Genomic DNA, 19,387 nt, shown 5'->3' on the forward strand with positions numbered 1-19,387 from the left:
GTGTACGGGGCTTTCACCCGCTATGGCCGCCCATTTCAGAGCGTTACACGACTAAGACCCGAGTCTTAGCCGAGGCTGATCTGTACTTCCACACCTGCCGCAAGATCAAGCTTCATCAGCGCATCAACGGTTTTATCCGTTGGCTGGACGATGTCCAGAACACGCTTATGAGTGCGGATCTCGTACTGGTCGCGCGCGTCTTTGTTGACGTGCGGAGAAACCAGAACGGTGAACCGCTCTTTACGGGTAGGGAGTGGAATCGGACCACGCACTTGAGCACCAGTACGTTTCGCGGTTTCCACGATTTCCTGGGTGGATTGGTCGATCAGGCGATGGTCAAAAGCCTTCAACCTGATACGGATTTGCTGATTTTGCATTGGATTTCAGACTCCAGGCTACTTCCCACCGAGCGCAATACGCCCGTTTAAAGGAGGCGCAATTCTATAGACGAGCTAACGGGGTGTCAACCCAATAAAAAAGCCCCCGCAAGCGGGGGCTCTTTTTGAAGATCATCGCTTACGCGATGATTTTGGCCACGACGCCAGCGCCGACGGTACGACCGCCTTCACGAATAGCGAAACGCAGACCATCTTCCATTGCGATTGGCTTGATCAGGGTAACGGAAACTTTCACGTTATCGCCTGGCATAACCATCTCAACGCCTTCCGGCAGTTCGCAGCTACCAGTTACGTCGGTAGTACGGAAGTAGAACTGTGGACGGTAGCCTTTGAAGAACGGAGTGTGACGGCCGCCTTCTTCTTTGCTCAGCACGTAGATTTCAGCTTCGAACTGAGTGTGCGGCTTGACGGTGCCTGGCTTGACCAGAACCTGGCCACGCTCAACGTCGTCACGCTTGGTGCCGCGCAACAGAACGCCGCAGTTCTCGCCAGCACGACCTTCGTCGAGCAGCTTACGGAACATTTCAACACCGGTGCAGGTGGTGACGGTAGTGTCACGCAGACCAACAATTTCCAGTGGATCTTGAACCTTGACGATACCGCGCTCAACACGACCAGTCACAACAGTACCGCGACCGGAGATCGAGAATACGTCTTCGATTGGCATCAGGAACGGCTTGTCGACAGCACGCTCCGGCTGAGGAATGTAGCTGTCCAGAGTTTCAACCAACTTCTTGACGGCAGTGGTGCCCATCTCGTTGTCGTCTTTGCCTTCCAACGCCATACGGGCAGAGCCGATGATGATTGGAGTGTCGTCGCCCGGGAAGTCGTAAGTGCTCAGCAGATCGCGCACTTCCATCTCAACCAGTTCCAGCAGCTCAGCGTCGTCTACCAGGTCAGCCTTGTTCAGGAAGACCACGATGTACGGAACGCCTACCTGACGGGACAGCAGGATGTGCTCACGAGTTTGTGGCATCGGACCATCAGCAGCCGAACAAACCAGGATAGCGCCGTCCATTTGAGCAGCACCAGTGATCATGTTCTTCACGTAGTCGGCGTGACCTGGGCAGTCAACGTGTGCATAGTGACGCACGGACGAGTTGTACTCAACGTGAGCAGTGTTGATGGTGATACCGCGAGCCTTCTCTTCTGGTGCGCTGTCGATCTTGTCGAAGTCAACACGAGCCGAACCGAAAACTTCGGAGCAGACGCGAGTCAGAGCAGCGGTCAGCGTGGTTTTACCATGGTCAACGTGACCGATGGTGCCAACGTTGACGTGCGGAAGGGAACGATCAAATTTTTCTTTAGCCACGACAAATAACTCCTAGCCTAAAGGCGCTGAATCAGCCTTGTTTTTTGGTTACAGTTTCGACGATGTGCGACGGAGCTGTATTGTATTTTTTGAATTCCATAGAGTAGCTTGCGCGACCTTGGGACATGGAGCGAACGTCGGTCGCATAACCGAACATCTCACCCAACGGAACCTCGGCACGAATTACCTTGCCGGAGACCGTATCTTCCATACCCAGGATCATGCCGCGACGACGATTAAGGTCGCCCATCACGTCACCCATATAGTCTTCAGGCGTAACAACCTCTACAGCCATGATCGGCTCAAGCAACTCACCACCGCCCTTCTGGGCCAGTTGCTTGGTCGCCATGGAAGCAGCCACCTTAAACGCCATCTCGTTCGAGTCGACGTCGTGGTAAGAACCATCAAACACGGTAGCCTTCAGGCCGATCAGCGGATAGCCGGCAACAACGCCGTTCTTCATCTGCTCTTCGATGCCCTTCTGGATAGCCGGGATGTATTCCTTAGGAACCACACCACCCACTACTTCGTTCACGAATTGCAGACCTTCCTGACCTTCGTCAGCAGGGGCAAAACGGATCCAGCAGTGGCCGAACTGACCACGACCGCCGGACTGGCGAACGAACTTGCCTTCGATTTCACAGTTCTTCGTGATGCGCTCACGATACGAAACCTGAGGCTTACCGATGTTGGCTTCGACGTTGAACTCACGGCGCATCCGGTCAACCAGGATGTCCAGGTGCAGCTCGCCCATGCCAGAGATGATCGTCTGACCAGTCTCTTCATCAGTTTTGACGCGGAAAGACGGGTCTTCCTGAGCAAGTTTGCCCAGTGCGATACCCATTTTTTCCTGGTCATCCTTGGTTTTAGGCTCTACGGCAACCGAAATAACCGGCTCCGGGAAGTCCATCCGAACCAGGATGATTGGCTTGTCAGCGTTGCACAAGGTTTCACCAGTGGTGACGTCCTTCATGCCGATCAAGGCCGCGATGTCACCAGCGCGTACTTCCTTGATCTCTTCGCGAGCGTTTGCGTGCATTTGCACCATACGACCCACGCGCTCTTTTTTGCCCTTGACCGAGTTGATCACGCCGTCGCCGGATGCCAACACGCCCGAGTAAACACGGACGAACGTCAAGGTACCCACGAATGGGTCGGTAGCGATCTTGAACGCCAGAGCCGAGAACGGCTCGTTGTCGTCTGCGTGACGCTCCATCTCTTCTTCTTCGTTATCAGGGTTGGTGCCCTTGATAGCAGGAATGTCGACTGGAGCTGGCAGGTAGTCGATAACGGCGTCGAGAACCAGGGGGACACCCTTGTTCTTGAAGGATGAACCGCAAACAGCAAGAACGATCTCACCAGCGATAGTACGCTGACGCAGAGCAGCCTTGATTTCCTCGTTGGTGAGTTCTTCACCCTCAAGGTACTTGTTCATCAGCTCTTCATTGGCTTCGGCCGCAGCCTCTACCATGTTGCTGCGCCATTCGTTAGCCAGTTCCTGCAATTCAGCAGGGATAGGTTTGCGAACCGGGACCATACCCTTATCGGCATCGTTCCAGTAGACCGCTTCCATGGACATCAGATCGATCTGACCCTGGAAGTTGTCTTCAGCACCAATTGCCAGCTGGATCGGCACCGGAGTGTGACCCAGACGCTGCTTGATCTGCGCAATTACGCGCAGGAAGTTTGCGCCAGCACGGTCCATTTTGTTCACGTAAACGATACGTGGAACACCGTACTTGTTGGCTTGACGCCATACAGTTTCGGACTGAGGCTCAACGCCAGAAGTACCACAGAACACAACGACCGCGCCGTCGAGTACACGCAGGGAACGCTCAACTTCAATGGTGAAGTCTACGTGGCCCGGGGTGTCAATGACGTTGAAGCGGTATTGGTCTTTGTGTTGCTTCTCGGAACCCTGCCAAAAGGCAGTAATAGCAGCAGAAGTAATGGTAATACCACGCTCCTGCTCCTGAACCATCCAGTCGGTGGTCGCGGCGCCGTCATGCACCTCGCCCATCTTGTGGCTTTTACCGGTGTAAAAAAGGACGCGCTCGGTGGTGGTGGTTTTACCAGCATCCACGTGAGCAACGATACCAATGTTACGGTAACGGTTGATCGGTGTAGTACGAGCCATAAAGCCCTCGCAAAATTAGTGACGCTGAAATTAGAAGCGGTAGTGCGAGAAAGCTTTGTTGGCTTCAGCCATACGGTGCACGTCTTCACGCTTCTTGACCGCAGCACCTTTACCTTCGGCGGCGTCCAACAGTTCGCCAGCCAAACGCAGAGCCATAGACTTCTCACCGCGCTTGCGCGCGAAGTCTACCAGCCAACGCATTGCCAGAGCATTACGACGGGACGGACGAACTTCGACCGGAACCTGGTAAGTAGCACCGCCTACACGGCGCGACTTCACTTCGACCAGCGGAGCGATGGCGTCGAGAGCTTTCTCGAAGATTTCCAGGGGATCGGAGTTCTTGCGTTCTTTAACCTTTTCCAGCGCGCCATAAACGATACGCTCGGCAACGGCTTTCTTGCCGCTTTCCATAACGTGGTTCATGAACTTGGCCAGGATCTGGCTGCCGTATTTTGGATCGTCAAGCACTTCGCGCTTGGCTGCTACGCGTCTTCTTGGCATGGATAAGCCCTCAAACGGTCTTCAGGTTCGCTCGGAATCAGCACCTACTGGCGCCTCCGACCTTACTCTTATCGACTCAGAAAATAAGATGATTCAATTTTTACAAAAAGCCGCTACTACTTAGGCTTCTTGGTACCGTACTTCGAACGACCCTGGTTACGACCTTTGACACCGGAGGTATCCAACGACCCGCGAACGGTGTGGTAACGAACACCTGGCAAGTCTTTTACACGGCCGCCGCGAATCAGTACGACGCTGTGCTCTTGCAGGTTGTGGCCTTCACCACCGATGTACGAGGAAACCTCGAAACCGTTGGTCAGACGCACACGGCAGACTTTACGCAATGCCGAGTTAGGTTTTTTCGGCGTAGTTGTATACACGCGAGTGCACACACCACGACGCTGCGGGCAGTTCTGCAGCGCAGGCACGTCGGATTTCTCGACGATACGCTTACGCGGCTGACGTACCAGCTGGTTGATAGTTGCCATCTACTAGCTCCACTGTTGTCTTGCGACGCTATTGTCTTACAAGAAAAGCAAAATGGCAGGACATACGTCCCGCCAGATTTAGGGGTACAAGAGTCTAAAGAGGATCCTGCCCCCAGTCAAGGCAAAGCCCCGATGTCCACAGCCACTGGCAACCCATAGAAACCGGGTAATGCCAATGACCATGAAAATCGGGGCCCTACTCTCAATTACTGCTTGAGTTCAACGCTTCGGTCAGCGCGGCTTCAACTTCGCTCGCACTTACACGCATCGGCTTGTCGGCTTCACGACGACGCTTGCGCTCGCTGTGATATGCCAGACCGGTACCTGCAGGGATCAAACGACCCACAACCACGTTTTCTTTCAGGCCGCGCAGATAATCACGCTTGCCGGTCACTGCCGCTTCGGTCAACACGCGAGTGGTCTCCTGGAAGGAGGCCGCCGAGATGAACGATTCGGTGGACAGCGAGGCCTTGGTGATACCGAGCAACACCCGAGTAAATTTGGAAACAAATTTCTCGTCAGCCGCCAAGCGCTCGTTTTCAACCAGTACGTGCGTCAACTCCATCTGGTCGCCCTTGATGAAGCTGGAGTCGCCCGACTCAGCGATCTCGACTTTACGCAGCATCTGACGAAGGATCGTCTCGATATGCTTGTCGTTGATCTTCACGCCTTGCAGGCGGTAAACGTCCTGAATCTCGTTGACGATGTATTTCGCCAGAGCGCTGACACCCAGCAGACGCAGGATATCGTGCGGATCGCTAGGACCGTCGGAGATAACCTCACCACGGCTGACCTGCTCACCTTCAAAGACGTTGAGGTGACGCCACTTTGGAATCAGCTCCTCGTACGGATCGGTACCATCGTTTGGCGTGATAACCAGACGGCGCTTGCCCTTGGTCTCTTTACCGAACGCGATCGTACCGCTGACTTCAGCCAGGATCGATGCTTCTTTCGGACGACGCGCTTCGAACAAGTCGGCAACGCGCGGCAGACCACCGGTGATGTCGCGAGTCTTGGAGGTCTCTTGCGGAATACGGGCGATAACGTCACCCACACCCACTTGCACACCATCCGCAACACCGACGAGGGCGTTTGCCGGCAGGAAGTACTGAGCGGGTACGTCGGTACCCGGCAACAACAGATCCTTGCCATCAACACCAACCATCTTGACCGCAGGACGAATGTCTTTACCTGCTGCAGGACGGTCTTTGGCATCCAGTACTTCGATGTTGGTCAAACCGGTCAATTCGTCGGTCTGGCGCTTGATCGTAATACCTTCTTCCATGCCCACGTAGGTCACGGTGCCTTTCATCTCGGTGACGATTGGGTGAGTGTGCGGATCCCACTTGGCCACGATGGACCCTGCGTCGACCTTGTCACCTTCCTTCACCAGAATCACAGCGCCATACGGCAGTTTGTAACGCTCGCGCTCACGCCCGAATTCGTCGGCAATTGCCAGCTCACCAGAACGCGAAACCGCGACCAAGTGGCCATCAAGACGCTCAACGTGCTTCAAGTTGTGCAGACGAACGATACCGCCGTTCTTGACCTGGACACTGTCCGCAGCAGAAGTACGGCTTGCCGCACCACCGATGTGGAATGTACGCATGGTCAGCTGGGTACCCGGCTCACCGATCGACTGCGCGGCGATAACGCCGACAGCTTCACCGATGTTCACCTGGTGACCACGTGCCAGATCTCGGCCGTAGCATTTGGCGCAAATACCGAAACGGGTTTCGCAGCTGATTGGGGAACGCACGATGACTTCGTCGATGCTATTCAGCTCGATGAATTCAACCCACTTCTCGTCAACCAGCGTGCCGCCTGGAACGATGACATCTTCAGTACCAGGCTTGAATACGTCACGGGCGATCACTCGACCCAATACGCGTTCGCCCAACGGCTCTACGACATCACCGCCTTCGATGTGCGGCGTCATTACCAGACCGTGTTCAGTACCGCAATCAACCTCGGTAACAACCAGATCTTGTGCCACGTCTACCAGACGACGAGTCAGGTAACCGGAGTTCGCGGTTTTCAACGCAGTATCCGCAAGACCCTTACGAGCACCGTGAGTCGAGATGAAGTACTGAAGAACGCTCAAACCTTCGCGGAAGTTCGCAGTGATCGGCGTCTCGATGATCGAGCCATCCGGCTTGGCCATCAGACCACGCATACCTGCCAGCTGACGAATCTGTGCTGCGGAACCCCGCGCACCCGAGTCGGCCATCATATACATCGAGTTGAAGGATTCCTGGTCAACAGTCTCACCGTGACGGTCGACAACCTTCTCTTTCGAGAGGTTGGACATCATCGCCTTCGAGACTTCATCGTTGGCCTTGGACCAGAGGTCGATCACCTTGTTGTACTTCTCGCCCTGAGTAACCAGGCCTGAGGCGTACTGACTTTCGATCTCTTTCACTTCATCGGTTGCGGCGTCGATGATGCGAGCTTTTTCATCAGGGATAACGAAGTCGTTAACGCCGATGGAAACACCCGAGATCGTCGAATAGGCGAAACCGGTGTACATCAACTGGTCAGCGAAGATAACGGTCTCTTTCAGGCCAACCACGCGATAGCACTGGTTGATCAGCTTGGAGATTGCCTTCTTCTTCATCGGCTGGTTGACGACGTCGTATGACAGGCCGGCCGGGACCACCTGGAACAGCAGCGCACGGCCGACGGTTGTGTCGACGATACGGGTGTTCTTGACGCTGCCACCGTCACGATCATTGACCGTTTCGTTGATGCGCACTTTTACTTTCGCATGCAGTGCGGCTTCGCCGGCACGGAACACACGGTCAACTTCCTGCAGATCCGCGAATACACGACCTTCGCCTTTGGCGTTGATCGCTTCACGAGTCATGTAGTACAGACCCAATACAACGTCCTGCGAAGGAACGATGATTGGCTCACCGTTAGCAGGCGACAGAATGTTGTTGGTCGACATCATCAGCGCACGGGCTTCGAGCTGGGCTTCCAGCGTCAGCGGCACGTGAACGGCCATCTGGTCACCGTCGAAGTCGGCGTTGTATGCCGCACAGACCAGCGGGTGCAGCTGGATTGCCTTACCTTCGATGAGGACCGGCTCAAACGCCTGGATGCCCAGACGGTGAAGCGTCGGCGCCCGGTTCAGAAGCACTGGGTGTTCGCGAATGACTTCGGCGAGAACGTCCCAGACTTCTGGCAGCTCGCGCTCAACCATCTTCTTGGCAGCTTTGATGGTGGTCGCGAGACCACGCATTTCGAGCTTGCCGAAAATGAATGGCTTGAACAGCTCAAGTGCCATCTTCTTCGGCAGACCGCACTGGTGCAGACGCAGGGTCGGACCTACTGTAATTACCGAACGGCCAGAGTAGTCAACACGCTTACCAAGCAAGTTCTGACGGAAACGACCCTGCTTACCCTTGATCATGTCAGCCAGGGATTTCAGAGGACGCTTGTTCGAACCAGTGATGGCGCGACCGCGACGACCGTTATCAAGCAGCGCATCCACAGCTTCCTGCAGCATGCGCTTTTCGTTGCGCACGATGATGTCAGGAGCAGACAGATCCAGCAGACGCTTCAAACGGTTGTTACGGTTGATCACCCGACGATACAGATCGTTGAGGTCAGAAGTCGCGAAGCGACCACCATCCAGTGGAACCAGTGGACGCAGGTCTGGCGGAAGAACCGGCAGAACGGTCAACACCATCCACTCTGGAAGGTTGCCGGAACCCTGGAAGGCTTCCATCAACTTCAGACGTTTGGACAGCTTCTTGATTTTGGTTTCGGAGTTGGTTTGCGGAATCTCTTCGCGCAGACGGCCAATCTCGTGTTCCAGATCAATAGCGTGCAGCAGCTCACGGACAGCTTCGGCACCCATACGGGCGTCGAAGTCATCACCGAACTCTTCAAGGGCTTCGAAGTATTGCTCGTCGTTAAGCAGCTGCCCTTTTTCGAGGGTAGTCATGCCCGGATCGATAACGACATAGCTCTCGAAGTAGAGAACGCGTTCGATGTCACGCAGGGTCATGTCCATCAGCAAGCCGATACGGGACGGCAGTGATTTCAGGAACCAGATGTGAGCAACCGGCGATGCCAGTTCGATGTGAGCCATGCGCTCACGACGGACTTTGGCCAGTGCGACTTCAACGCCGCATTTTTCGCAGATAACGCCACGATGCTTCAAGCGCTTGTACTTACCGCACAGGCACTCGTAATCCTTGACCGGGCCAAAGATCTTGGCGCAGAAAAGGCCGTCACGCTCAGGTTTGAACGTACGGTAGTTTATGGTTTCCGGCTTTTTAACTTCACCGAACGACCACGAACGGATCATCTCAGGCGATGCCAATCCGATACGGATGGCGTCGAACTCTTCGACTTGACCCTGGTTTTTCAGCAAATTCAGTAGGTCTTTCAAGGCCTTTCCTCCTGGCGGAGCAGAGGGCAGTCATACCGACCCGCCCTCGATTCGCGTCACGTGTTATTCGGTTTCCAGATCGATATCGATACCGAGCGAACGGATTTCTTTGATCAACACGTTGAAGGACTCGGGCATGCCCGGCTCCATACGGTGATCGCCGTCCACGATGTTCTTGTACATCTTGGTACGGCCGTTCACGTCGTCCGACTTCACTGTGAGCATTTCTTGCAGAGTGTACGCCGCGCCATATGCTTCCAGCGCCCAGACTTCCATCTCCCCGAAACGCTGACCACCGAACTGAGCCTTACCACCCAGCGGCTGCTGGGTGACCAGGCTGTACGAACCAGTGGAACGCGCGTGCATCTTGTCGTCCACCAAGTGGTTCAGCTTCAGCATGTACATGTAGCCAACGGTGACCGGACGCTCAAACTTGTTACCGGTACGGCCGTCGAACAGCTGCATCTGGCCACTGTCCGGCATGTCCGCCAGGCGGAGCATTGCCTTGATTTCGGATTCCTTGGCGCCGTCGAATACCGGGGTAGCCATAGGAACGCCGCCACGCAGGTTCTTCGCCAGATCCAGAATTTCCTGATCAGACAGGTCGTCAAGACTTTCCTGACGGCCGCCAATCTCGTTGTAGATCTCGTTCAGGAACTTGCGCAGCTCAACGACTTTACGCTGCTCTTCGAGCATGCGGTTGATCTTCTCGCCCAATCCTTTAGCCGCGAGGCCCAGGTGAGTTTCGAGGATCTGACCGACGTTCATACGCGAAGGTACACCCAACGGGTTGAGGACGATATCCACCGGCGTGCCATTGGCATCGTGCGGCATGTCTTCAACCGGCATGATCACGGAGACCACACCTTTGTTACCGTGACGACCGGCCATCTTGTCGCCCGGCTGGATGCGACGGCGAATGGCAAGGTAGACCTTGACGATCTTCAGCACGCCTGGAGCAAGGTCATCGCCCTGCTGAAGCTTGCGCTTCTTGTCTTCGAACTTGTCGTCAAGCAGACGGCGACGGTCAACGATGTACGCCTGGGCCTTCTCGAGCTGCTCGTTTAGCGCATCTTCGACCATGCGCAGCTTGAACCACTGACCGTGCTCCAGACCGTCCAGAACTTCGTTGGTGATTTCCTGCCCTTTCTTCAGGCCGGCACCACCTTCAGCGACACGACCGACCAGCGCGGAACGCAGACGCTCGAAAGTTGCGCCTTCAACGATGCGGAACTCTTCGTTCAAGTCCTTGCGGATCTCGTCAAGCTGGCTCTTTTCGATGGACAGCGCACGAGCATCACGCTCAACGCCATCACGCGTGAAGACCTGGACATCAATGACGGTGCCTTTGGTACCGGTAGGTACACGCAGGGAGGTGTCTTTAACGTCGCTGGCTTTTTCACCGAAGATTGCGCGCAGCAGCTTCTCTTCCGGCGTCAGCTGGGTCTCGCCTTTCGGAGTGACCTTACCTACCAGAATGTCACCAGCGCCGACTTCCGCACCCACATAAACGATACCGGCTTCGTCCAGCTTGTTAAGTGCTGCTTCACCCACGTTAGGGATGTCAGCAGTGATCTCTTCAGGCCCAAGCTTGGTATCACGCGCCACACAGGTCAGTTCCTGAATGTGGATCGTGGTGAAGCGGTCTTCCTGGACAACACGCTCGGACAGGCAAATGGAGTCTTCGAAGTTGAAGCCGTTCCACGCCATGAACGCGATGCGCATGTTCTGACCCAGTGCCAGCTCACCCATATCGGTGGACGGGCCGTCAGCCATGATGTCGCTACGCTGAACGCGATCACCCTTGCTCACCAGCGGGCGCTGGTTGATGCAGGTGTTTTGGTTCGAACGTGTGTATTTGGTCAGGTTGTAGATGTCGACACCGGCTTCGCCTGTCTCAACTTCGTCATCTGCAACACGAACCACGATACGGCTAGCGTCAACCGAGTCAATCACGCCGCCACGACGGGCCACGACGCAAACGCCGGAGTCACGCGCAACGTTACGCTCCATGCCAGTACCAACCAGCGGCTTGTCAGCGCGCAGTGTTGGAACAGCCTGACGCTGCATGTTGGAACCCATCAACGCACGGTTGGCGTCGTCGTGCTCAAGGAACGGGATTAGCGATGCTGCAACGGAAACAACCTGCTTCGGCGAGACATCCATCAGGGTGACGTCTTCCGGCGCCTTGACGGTGAACTCGTTCAAGTGACGAACAGCAACCAACTCGTCGATCAGGATCTTCTTGTCGTTCATTGCCGCAGAAGCCTGGGCAATGACGTGATCCGCTTCCTCAATAGCTGAGAGGAAAACGATTTCGTCAGTTACCAGAGCGTCCTTAACCACACGGTACGGGCTCTCGAGGAAGCCGTACTGGTTGGTGCGCGCGTATGCCGCCAAGGAGTTGATCAGACCAATGTTCGGACCTTCCGGCGTTTCAATCGGGCATACACGACCGTAGTGAGTCGGGTGTACGTCACGAACTTCAAAGCCGGCACGCTCACGCGTCAGACCACCAGGGCCGAGTGCAGAGACACGACGCTTGTGAGTGATCTCGGACAGCGGGTTGTTCTGGTCCATGAACTGGGAAAGCTGGCTGGAACCGAAGAACTCTTTCACCGCCGCCGCAACAGGCTTGGCGTTGATCAGGTCCTGAGGCATCAGGCCTTCGCTTTCTGCCATCGACAGACGCTCTTTAACCGCACGCTCGACACGCACCAGACCTACACGGAACTGGTTCTCGGCCATCTCGCCTACGCAACGAACGCGACGGTTACCGAGGTGATCGATGTCATCGACGATGCCTTTACCATTGCGGATGTCGACCAGAGTCTTCAGCACTGCAACGATGTCGTCTTTGTGCAGGACGCCCGAACCTTCGATCTCGGTACGACCGATACGACGGTTGAACTTCATCCGACCTACAGCCGACAGATCGTAGCGCTCTGGGCTGAAGAACAGGTTGTTAAACAAGGTCTCGGCGGCATCCTTGGTAGGTGGCTCGCCAGGACGCATCATCCGATAGATTTCGACCAGGGCTTCAAGCTGGTTGCCGGTCGAATCGATCTTCAGGGTGTCGGAGATGAAAGGACCGCAGTCGATGTCGTTCGTGTACAGCGTCTCGATGCGAACAACCTGAGCCTTGGCAATTTTTGCCAGGATCTCGGTATTCAGCTCGGTATTGCACTCGGCAATGATCTCACCTGTCGCTGGGTGCACGATCGCCTTGGCGCTGGTGCGGCCAATAACGTAGTCGAGCGGAACCTCAAGGGTCTTGATGTTCGCTTTTTCGAGCTGGTTGATGTGACGGGCCGTAATACGACGGCCTTGCTCAACAATCACCTTGCCCTTGTCGTCCAGAATATCCAGAACGGCAATTTCGCCACGCAGGCGCTGAGGCACCAACTCCAGATTCAGGTTCTCGCCCTGAACGTGGAATACGTTGGTGGTGTAGAAAGCATCCAACACTTCTTCAGTGGTGTAACCCAATGCACGGAGCAGAACCGATGCAGGGAGTTTGCGGCGACGGTCGATACGAACGAAGACACAGTCTTTCGGATCGAATTCGAAGTCCAGCCACGAACCACGGTAAGGAATGATGCGAGCCGAATACAACAGCTTGCCCGAACTGTGCGTCTTGCCGCGGTCATGGTCAAAGAACACGCCCGGGGAACGGTGCAGCTGGGAAACGATCACACGCTCGGTACCGTTGATAACGAAGGTACCGTTTTCAGTCATCAGGGGGATTTCACCCATATAGACTTCTTGCTCTTTGATGTCCTTGATCGCTTTGTTCGACGATTCTTTGTCGAAAATGATCAGACGTACTTTTACCCGCAAAGGTACGGCGTATGTCACACCGCGGAGCACGCATTCCTTGACATCAAAAGCCGGTTCGCCCAGACGATAACCCACATACTCCAGAGCAGCATTGCCGGAGTAGCTGATGATCGGGAAAACAGATTTGAAGGCCGCATGCAGGCCCACGTCGCGGAACTGATCTTTAGTCGCTCCCGCTTGCAAGAATTCACGATACGAATCCAGCTGGATGGCCAGGAGGTAAGGCACATCCATGACGTCCGGCAACTTGCTAAAGTCCTTGCGGATACGTTTTTTCTCAGTATATGAGTAAGCCATCAGCGTTCCCCAGCTTGGTCACCTGCTTGTTTGGCTCCTCCCGACGGGAGCAGCCAGAAAAATCTTGCGAACCCCATGGTTCGCGCCACCGTTCGAGGTGGGTAGATCACGTAATCAGCGCTAACCGAATCAGCTGCCAACAACGGAAAAAGGCCGGTGGCAGAAGCCACCAGCCATCAGCCTTTCGCTTAACGCTTGGGCTGGAAACGCAAAGTCGATGCTTACTTCAGCTCGACTTTAGCGCCTGCTTCTTCCAGAGTAGCCTTGGCTTTGTCAGCAGCGTCTTTAGCTACTGCTTCCAGAACCATTGCTGGAGCGCCGTCAACGACTGCCTTGGCTTCTTTCAGGCCCAGACCGGTCAGTTCACGAACTGCCTTAATAACGTTAACTTTCTTCTCGCCAGCTTCCAGCAGCATGACGTTGAATTCAGTTTGCTCTTCAACAACGGCGGCAGCAGCAGCTGGACCAGCGGAAGCAGCAGCAGCGCTAACACCGAATTTTTCTTCGAATGCTTTGATCAGCTCTACAACCTGCAGAACGGACATTTCAGCTACGGCGTTGAGGATATCGTCTTGAGAGATAGACATGACTCTAATTCCTGAATTGGGGGACGGCCTACGCGACCATCGAAATAAACAAAAATACGCGAGAAGAAGTGCCGGCCCTTAGGCTGCAGCGGCTTCTTTCTGTTCGCGAATAGCCGCCAGAGTACGAGCGAGCTTGCTGGTAGCGCCTTGAATCACGCTCATCAGCTGCGAAATCGCTTCGTTGCGGGTCGGCAGTGTAGCCAGTACGTCGATCTGATTAGCTGCGAGGTACTTGCCCTCAAACGCAGCTGCCTTGATCTCGAACTTATCCTGACCTTTAGCGAACTCTTTGAACAAACGGGCAGCAGCACCTGGATGTTCGTTGGAGAAGGCGATCAAGGTCGGGCCGGTGAACACATCGTTGAGGACACTGTATTCAGTGTCAGCAACGGCGCGCTTGAGCAGGGTGTTACGTACGACACGTACATAAACGCCAGCTTCACGAGCCTCTTTACGGAGTCCGGTCATCGCGCCTACCGTCACACCGCGGGCATCAGCCACAACAGCAGACAGAGCGACTTTGGCAGCCTCGTTGACTTCAGCGACGATGGCCTTCTTGTCTTCGAGTTTAATTGCCACGGGTTTAACTCCTGCTTGTTACCGTTTCATCTGACCTGAGCCGGATGTCGTTTTGGTGTCTGATTCGGTAAGGAACCGGGAGCACCATCTGCGTAGGCTTGTGGTTTAAGGCTTTCGCCGCCTACGGTCTTGGATAGCCCCCGCCAGGCAGGGACCCCAATTTTCGCAATGACGCGGTTACCCGCGCCATGCCGGTCTTACGCGTCCAACGAACCTTGGTCGATGACCAAGCCTGGGCCCATAGTGGTGCTCAGTGTTACGCGCTTAACGTAGATACCTTTCGAGGAAGCTGGCTTGATACGCTTCAGATCAGCGATCAGAGCTTCAACGTTCTCACGCAGCTTGTCTGCATCAAAGCCGACCTTGCCAACGGAGGTATGGATAATGCCGTTTTTGTCGGTGCGATAACGAACCTGACCAGCCTTGGCGTTTTTCACGGCAGTGGCTACGTCTGGAGTAACGGTACCGACTTTAGGGTTAGGCATCAGGCCGCGCGGGCCGAGGATCTGACCCAGCTGACCAACAACACGCATTGCGTCCGGGGAAGCAATCACGACGTCATAGTTCAGGTCGCCGCCTTTCATTTCAGCAGCCAGATCATCCATACCAACACGATCAGCGCCGGCAGCCAGAGCAGCTTCAGCAGCTGGACCCTGAGTAAATACTGCGACACGAACGGTCTTGCCAGTGCCGTGAGGCAGCACGGTGGCGCTACGTACGACCTGATCGGATTTACGAGGATCAACACCGAGGTTCACAGCGACGTCTACAGACTCGCTGAACTTCACTGTCGACAACTCAGCCAGCAGAGCAGCGGCTTCGTTGAAGTTATAAGATTTGCCAGCTTCGACTTTGGAAGCGATAGCTTTTTGGCGCTTAGTCAGCTTAGCCATTACACACCCTCCACGTTAAGGCCCATGCTACGAGCAGAACCGGCGATGGTGCGCACGGCGGCGTCCATATCAGCAGCGGTCAAGTCGGCATTTTTTGCCTTGGCGATTTCTTCCAGCTGAGCACGGGTTACAGTGCCAACTTTTACGGTGTTCGGACGAGCCGAGCCGCTGGTCAAGCCAGCTGCTTTTTTCAGCAGTACCGAAGCCGGGGTGCTTTTGGTTTCAAAGGTGAAGCTGCGGTCACTGTAAACAGTGATGATCACAGGAGTCGGCAAACCTGGCTCAATACCCTGAGTACGGGCGTTGAACGCTTTGCAGAATTCCATGATGTTCACGCCGTGCTGACCCAGTGCAGGACCAACAGGCGGGCTCGGGTTAGCCTGAGCGGCTTTCACTTGAAGCTTGATGTAAGCGGTAATCTTCTTGGCCATGAGGCACTCCAATTACGGGTTCTAGCGCCTCGAAAGGCTCCCCGGTTACTTGCGCGTTTATCCCGGTGACGAAAAAACCCCACAGCCCAGGGCTGCGGGGTATGGGATTCTGAGCTCAGTTACGCCTTTTCGACCTGACTGAACTCCAGCTCCACCGGAGTGGAGCGTCCGAAAATGAGCACCGCCACTTGGATTCGGCTCTTTTCGTAATTGACTTCTTCGACAGTACCGTTGAAATCAGCAAACGGACCATCTGTAACACGGACGACTTCGCCCGGCTCGAACAGAGTTTTTGGCTTCGGCTTGTCGCTGCCATCAGCAACGCGACGCAGAATTGCCTCAGCTTCTTTATCGGTAATAGGGGCCGGCTTGTCTGCCGTGCCACCGATGAAACCCATGACACGAGGAGTATCCTTGACCAAGTGCCAAGTGCCCTCGTTCATGTCCATCTGGACAAGCACATAGCCAGGGAAGAATTTGCGTTCACTTTTGCGTTTCTGGCCGTTACGCATTTCCACTACTTCTTCAGTAGGGACCAGAATCTCGCCGAAGCCATCTTCCATGCCTGCAAGCTTTACACGCTCAACCAGTGAGCGCATGACATGCTTCTCGTAACCCGAGTAGGCATGCACTACGTACCAACGCTTAGCCACGGGACACCCTTAGCCGACAATCAAGGAAACAAGCCAGCCGAGCAGGGAATCTAAACCCCACAACAGCAGCGCCATGACGAGAACCACTGCAACCACGATCAAAGTGGTCTGGGTAGTCTCTTGACGCGTAGGCCACACGACTTTACGAATCTCAGCGCGAGCTTCTTTGGCCAAAACAAAGAACGCCTTACCCTTCCCCGTCTGCAGAGCCACATAGGCTGCCACGGCGGCGATCACAAGCAGGGCAAGAACGCGATACAGGATTGGCTGCGCGGAGTAGTATTGATTTCCAACGACACCCATGACTACCAGAAGCACTACTACAAGCCACTTCACGAGATCAAAACGGGAGTCTTGGGCTTCAGCCTTTGGATTCATCTACTAAAATCCTGTGAAAAGAAAGCCAGATACTTTTGAGAATCTGGCAGGTCAGGAGGGAATCGAACCCCCAACCTACGGTTTTGGAGACCGTCGCTCTGCCAATTGAGCTACTGACCTAAAAGCAAAATCAGGCCGAAGATTATGCGGACCTGACAGGAAGATTTCAACAGCAACTCGACAACTGCGATTATGCACGTCGACTCACTGCGGCGCCACCTCACCAAGACCTTGAAAACCTTGGTATTCGTAGCCCCTAAAACAAAGGCAGATACTCACATATCTGCCTTAGTAATGGAGCTCTTGAGCGGATTTGAACCGCTGACCTCACCCTTACCAAGGGTGTGCTCTACCAACTGAGCTACAAGAGCAAAACACATTGCACAACCAGAAAACTTGGAGCGGGTAGCGGGAATCGAACCCGCATCATCAGCTTGGAAGGCTGAGGTTCTACCACTAAACTATACCCGCTGAGCTTTGCTGCTTACGCTCAAAATATGGTGGAGGGGGAAGGATTCGAACCTTCGAAGTCGTAGACGTCAGATTTACAGTCTGATCCCTTTGGCCGCTCGGGAACCCCTCCTAAGCGAGGCAGCATTCTATATCATGCCACCCTTCTGTCAATCTTTTTCTCAATAAAAACTTGAGGTTACAAGCATTGACCATCGCTACATCAGTACCTATCAATTGATCTGCACTGCGAAGCGGGCGCCATTCTATTCAAACTAATCTGCGGTTGCAATGCCTTCACATGACATTATTTCATTTTTTAGCGTGGGAAAATCCCTGCGGAGCTCGGCAATCAAAGCCTCGCTGACCAAGCGCCGGCTAGCAGGCGCAATTTTCAGCCAGTACGCGCCGCCTTCCTGATCCAGGCGCTTTCCAAGGTGAGTATCGATATCTAAGGCAACAAGACGCTGCTCGAGAAGTACGGCTTCAGCCTGCTTGGCAGTTCCCCCCAGGTAGAGGCAGTTCTCTTGCCCTGTAGAGGTACGCGCAGTACCACCACCGACTCCCGACTCGCCCAGCAAACGAATATTTTGGCCATACGCTCGATGAGTCAGCAGCGGCTCGACCTCTTTAGGACGCAGCGGCGCATCCTGCTGATGCCAGAAGAAATACAGACCGTTCAACATGAGTAACAACAAAAACGTCCATGGCATACCCACCTCATTAACGATACGCACCTGAATGCAGGCCGATCTTACTAACTCTGATTTCTACCCTAACTACCCTGAAGCCTGAGAGTCACCTCCCCCCCGCTGAAATGCTCTTCACGCCCATCTACCTCCAGGCGTAACGCCCCATCGTCACCAATGCCCTTCACAACGCCCTGGGTGGTGTTCGCACCCGCGGTGAGAGCGACCGCGAGGCCTTGCCATAGATGCTTGTCCTCCCACGCTTTTCTATACGCTGCAAATCCTCTTTCCTGATGGCCAGCAAGATAGCCACTGAGATTTCGACTTAGCGCGCAGGCGACCTTGTTTCTGTCCTGAATATCTCCCAGCTCAAGAGCCACCGACGTCCAAGCCTGATCGACGTCAACGGAATCTCGCATATTGATATTGATCCCAATACCGATAACTACATGGCAAACATTAGCGAGATCGCCAGTTACCTCGAGCAGCACTCCAGCGAGTTTTTTGCGGCCAACCAGAATGTCGTTAGGCCATTTTAGGCCCGCTCTATGGATACCGAGTTCTCGCAGCGTATCTACAACTGCAAGCCCTACGACAAGGCTAAGACCGTCGAGCCGACGGGTACCGCCATCCATACGCAGAGCGAGGCTGTAATAGAGGTTTTCAGCAAAAGGACTTACCCATTGACGCCCACGCCTGCCGCGGCCTGCTGTCTGCTGCTCTGCAAGAACCAAAGCAGGAAGGGCTGCGCCTGAACTTGCCATTCTCATGGCTTCGGCATTCGTGGAGTCGATGGTTTCGTGAATGCAACATGTCCAACCCAATCTTTCGTGCTCATCGATCAGCACCTCACTGTCCAACAACGAAAGCGGGGAAGCCAAACGGTAACCTCGGCCGCGCACCTTGTAAATTTCGATGCCAAGCTCAGCCTGGGCCTGCTGCAGCTTCTTCCAGACAGCACTTCGGCTGACGCCCAGCGCGAGCCCCAGATCCTCGCCGGAGTGAAACGCCCCATCTCCAAGTAGCTTTAGCAACGTATGCATGGATTTCAGCGCCTGGTTGTAAGACGCGCATGATAGCCATCTAGCCGACCTACGCAAGCGTGCCGTTCAGGGCACGAGGCGAAGTCAAGCATTGCTGATGGGTGGGTTTTACTGTGGAGAGTTGTTAACAGCTTTTCCGCGCGCAAAAACAAAACCCCATCTGCTTTCGCAAATGGGGTTTCGGAATTTAATCTTGACGATGACCTACTCTCACATGGGGAAACCCCACACTACCATCGGCGATGCATCGTTTCACTGCTGAGTTCGGGATGGGATCAGGTGGTTCCAATGCTCTATGGTCGTCAAGAA

The 19,387-nt window shown here is 54.7% G+C and carries 15 protein-coding genes, 4 tRNA genes and 1 rRNA gene; all 20 read right to left on the bottom strand.

Going from position 1 to position 19,387, the window contains the following annotated elements:
- Window positions 1-65: 65 nt before the first annotated feature.
- The 20 genes from rpsJ to rrf all read right to left on the bottom strand — a co-directional run bounded on the left by rpsJ (window position 66) and on the right by rrf (window position 19,385).
- The gene (rpsJ, locus tag QMX88_RS13925) at window positions 66-377 is read right to left on the bottom strand and encodes a 30S ribosomal protein S10 (RefSeq protein WP_003186070.1); all 312 of its coding nucleotides are present in this window, start codon (window positions 375-377) and stop codon (window positions 66-68) included.
- 139 nt (window positions 378-516) lie between these two features.
- Window positions 517-1,710, bottom strand: coding sequence for an elongation factor Tu (gene tuf / locus QMX88_RS13930; RefSeq protein WP_024646116.1), 1,194 nt, complete (start codon window positions 1,708-1,710; stop codon window positions 517-519).
- Window positions 1,711-1,741: 31 nt separating this feature from the next.
- Entirely contained in the window at window positions 1,742-3,847 is a 2,106-nt protein-coding gene (fusA, locus tag QMX88_RS13935) for an elongation factor G (protein WP_192174976.1), read from the bottom strand.
- Between the two features lie 30 nt (window positions 3,848-3,877).
- Window positions 3,878-4,348, bottom strand: a complete 471-nt coding sequence (rpsG, locus tag QMX88_RS13940) for a 30S ribosomal protein S7 (protein WP_002555493.1) — start codon at window positions 4,346-4,348, stop codon at window positions 3,878-3,880.
- 116 nt (window positions 4,349-4,464) lie between these two features.
- On the bottom strand, window positions 4,465-4,836 hold the full coding sequence (rpsL, locus tag QMX88_RS13945; protein ID WP_002555494.1) for a 30S ribosomal protein S12: 372 nt from the start codon (window positions 4,834-4,836) through the stop codon (window positions 4,465-4,467).
- A gap of 202 nt (window positions 4,837-5,038) precedes the next feature.
- Complete coding sequence (rpoC, locus tag QMX88_RS13950) at window positions 5,039-9,238, bottom strand: DNA-directed RNA polymerase subunit beta' (protein ID WP_108121483.1); 4,200 nt, start codon at window positions 9,236-9,238, stop codon at window positions 5,039-5,041.
- 63 nt (window positions 9,239-9,301) lie between these two features.
- Window positions 9,302-13,375, bottom strand: coding sequence for a DNA-directed RNA polymerase subunit beta (gene rpoB, locus QMX88_RS13955; protein ID WP_192174975.1), 4,074 nt, complete (start codon window positions 13,373-13,375; stop codon window positions 9,302-9,304).
- A 221-nt stretch (window positions 13,376-13,596) separates the two neighbouring features.
- Window positions 13,597-13,962: a 50S ribosomal protein L7/L12 gene (rplL, locus tag QMX88_RS13960; RefSeq protein ID WP_019409897.1), complete on the bottom strand. Its 366-nt coding sequence runs from the start codon at window positions 13,960-13,962 to the stop codon at window positions 13,597-13,599.
- Between the two features lie 78 nt (window positions 13,963-14,040).
- Window positions 14,041-14,541, bottom strand: a complete 501-nt coding sequence (gene rplJ / locus QMX88_RS13965; RefSeq protein ID WP_192174974.1) for a 50S ribosomal protein L10 — start codon at window positions 14,539-14,541, stop codon at window positions 14,041-14,043.
- Between the two features lie 197 nt (window positions 14,542-14,738).
- Window positions 14,739-15,434: a 50S ribosomal protein L1 gene (rplA, locus tag QMX88_RS13970; protein WP_122536823.1), complete on the bottom strand. Its 696-nt coding sequence runs from the start codon at window positions 15,432-15,434 to the stop codon at window positions 14,739-14,741.
- On the bottom strand, window positions 15,434-15,865 hold the full coding sequence (rplK, locus tag QMX88_RS13975) for a 50S ribosomal protein L11 (protein WP_037017696.1): 432 nt from the start codon (window positions 15,863-15,865) through the stop codon (window positions 15,434-15,436). Before rplK ends, rplA begins: the two co-directional genes overlap by 1 nt.
- A gap of 119 nt (window positions 15,866-15,984) precedes the next feature.
- On the bottom strand, window positions 15,985-16,518 hold the full coding sequence (nusG, locus tag QMX88_RS13980) for a transcription termination/antitermination protein NusG (protein ID WP_003317113.1): 534 nt from the start codon (window positions 16,516-16,518) through the stop codon (window positions 15,985-15,987).
- A gap of 9 nt (window positions 16,519-16,527) precedes the next feature.
- Window positions 16,528-16,896: a preprotein translocase subunit SecE gene (gene secE, locus QMX88_RS13985; RefSeq protein ID WP_282370222.1), complete on the bottom strand. Its 369-nt coding sequence runs from the start codon at window positions 16,894-16,896 to the stop codon at window positions 16,528-16,530.
- Between the two features lie 44 nt (window positions 16,897-16,940).
- A tRNA-Trp gene (locus QMX88_RS13990) sits at window positions 16,941-17,016 on the bottom strand.
- A gap of 175 nt (window positions 17,017-17,191) precedes the next feature.
- Window positions 17,192-17,267: transfer RNA gene (locus QMX88_RS13995), tRNA-Thr, on the bottom strand.
- 26 nt (window positions 17,268-17,293) lie between these two features.
- Window positions 17,294-17,367 (bottom strand) — tRNA-Gly (locus QMX88_RS14000).
- A gap of 27 nt (window positions 17,368-17,394) precedes the next feature.
- Window positions 17,395-17,479 (bottom strand) — tRNA-Tyr (locus tag QMX88_RS14005).
- Between the two features lie 142 nt (window positions 17,480-17,621).
- Window positions 17,622-18,059, bottom strand: a complete 438-nt coding sequence (locus QMX88_RS14010; RefSeq protein WP_282370224.1) for a hypothetical protein — start codon at window positions 18,057-18,059, stop codon at window positions 17,622-17,624.
- 62 nt (window positions 18,060-18,121) lie between these two features.
- A complete protein-coding gene (birA, locus tag QMX88_RS14015) occupies window positions 18,122-19,078 on the bottom strand; it encodes a bifunctional biotin--[acetyl-CoA-carboxylase] ligase/biotin operon repressor BirA (protein ID WP_282370226.1) in 957 nt (318 codons plus the stop codon).
- Between the two features lie 191 nt (window positions 19,079-19,269).
- Window positions 19,270-19,385 (bottom strand): 5S ribosomal RNA (rrf, locus tag QMX88_RS14020).
- Between the last annotated feature and the right edge of the window lie 2 nt (window positions 19,386-19,387).

The organism is Pseudomonas sp. PS02290, from assembly GCF_029960075.1.
Classification (GTDB): domain Bacteria; phylum Pseudomonadota; class Gammaproteobacteria; order Pseudomonadales; family Pseudomonadaceae; genus Aquipseudomonas.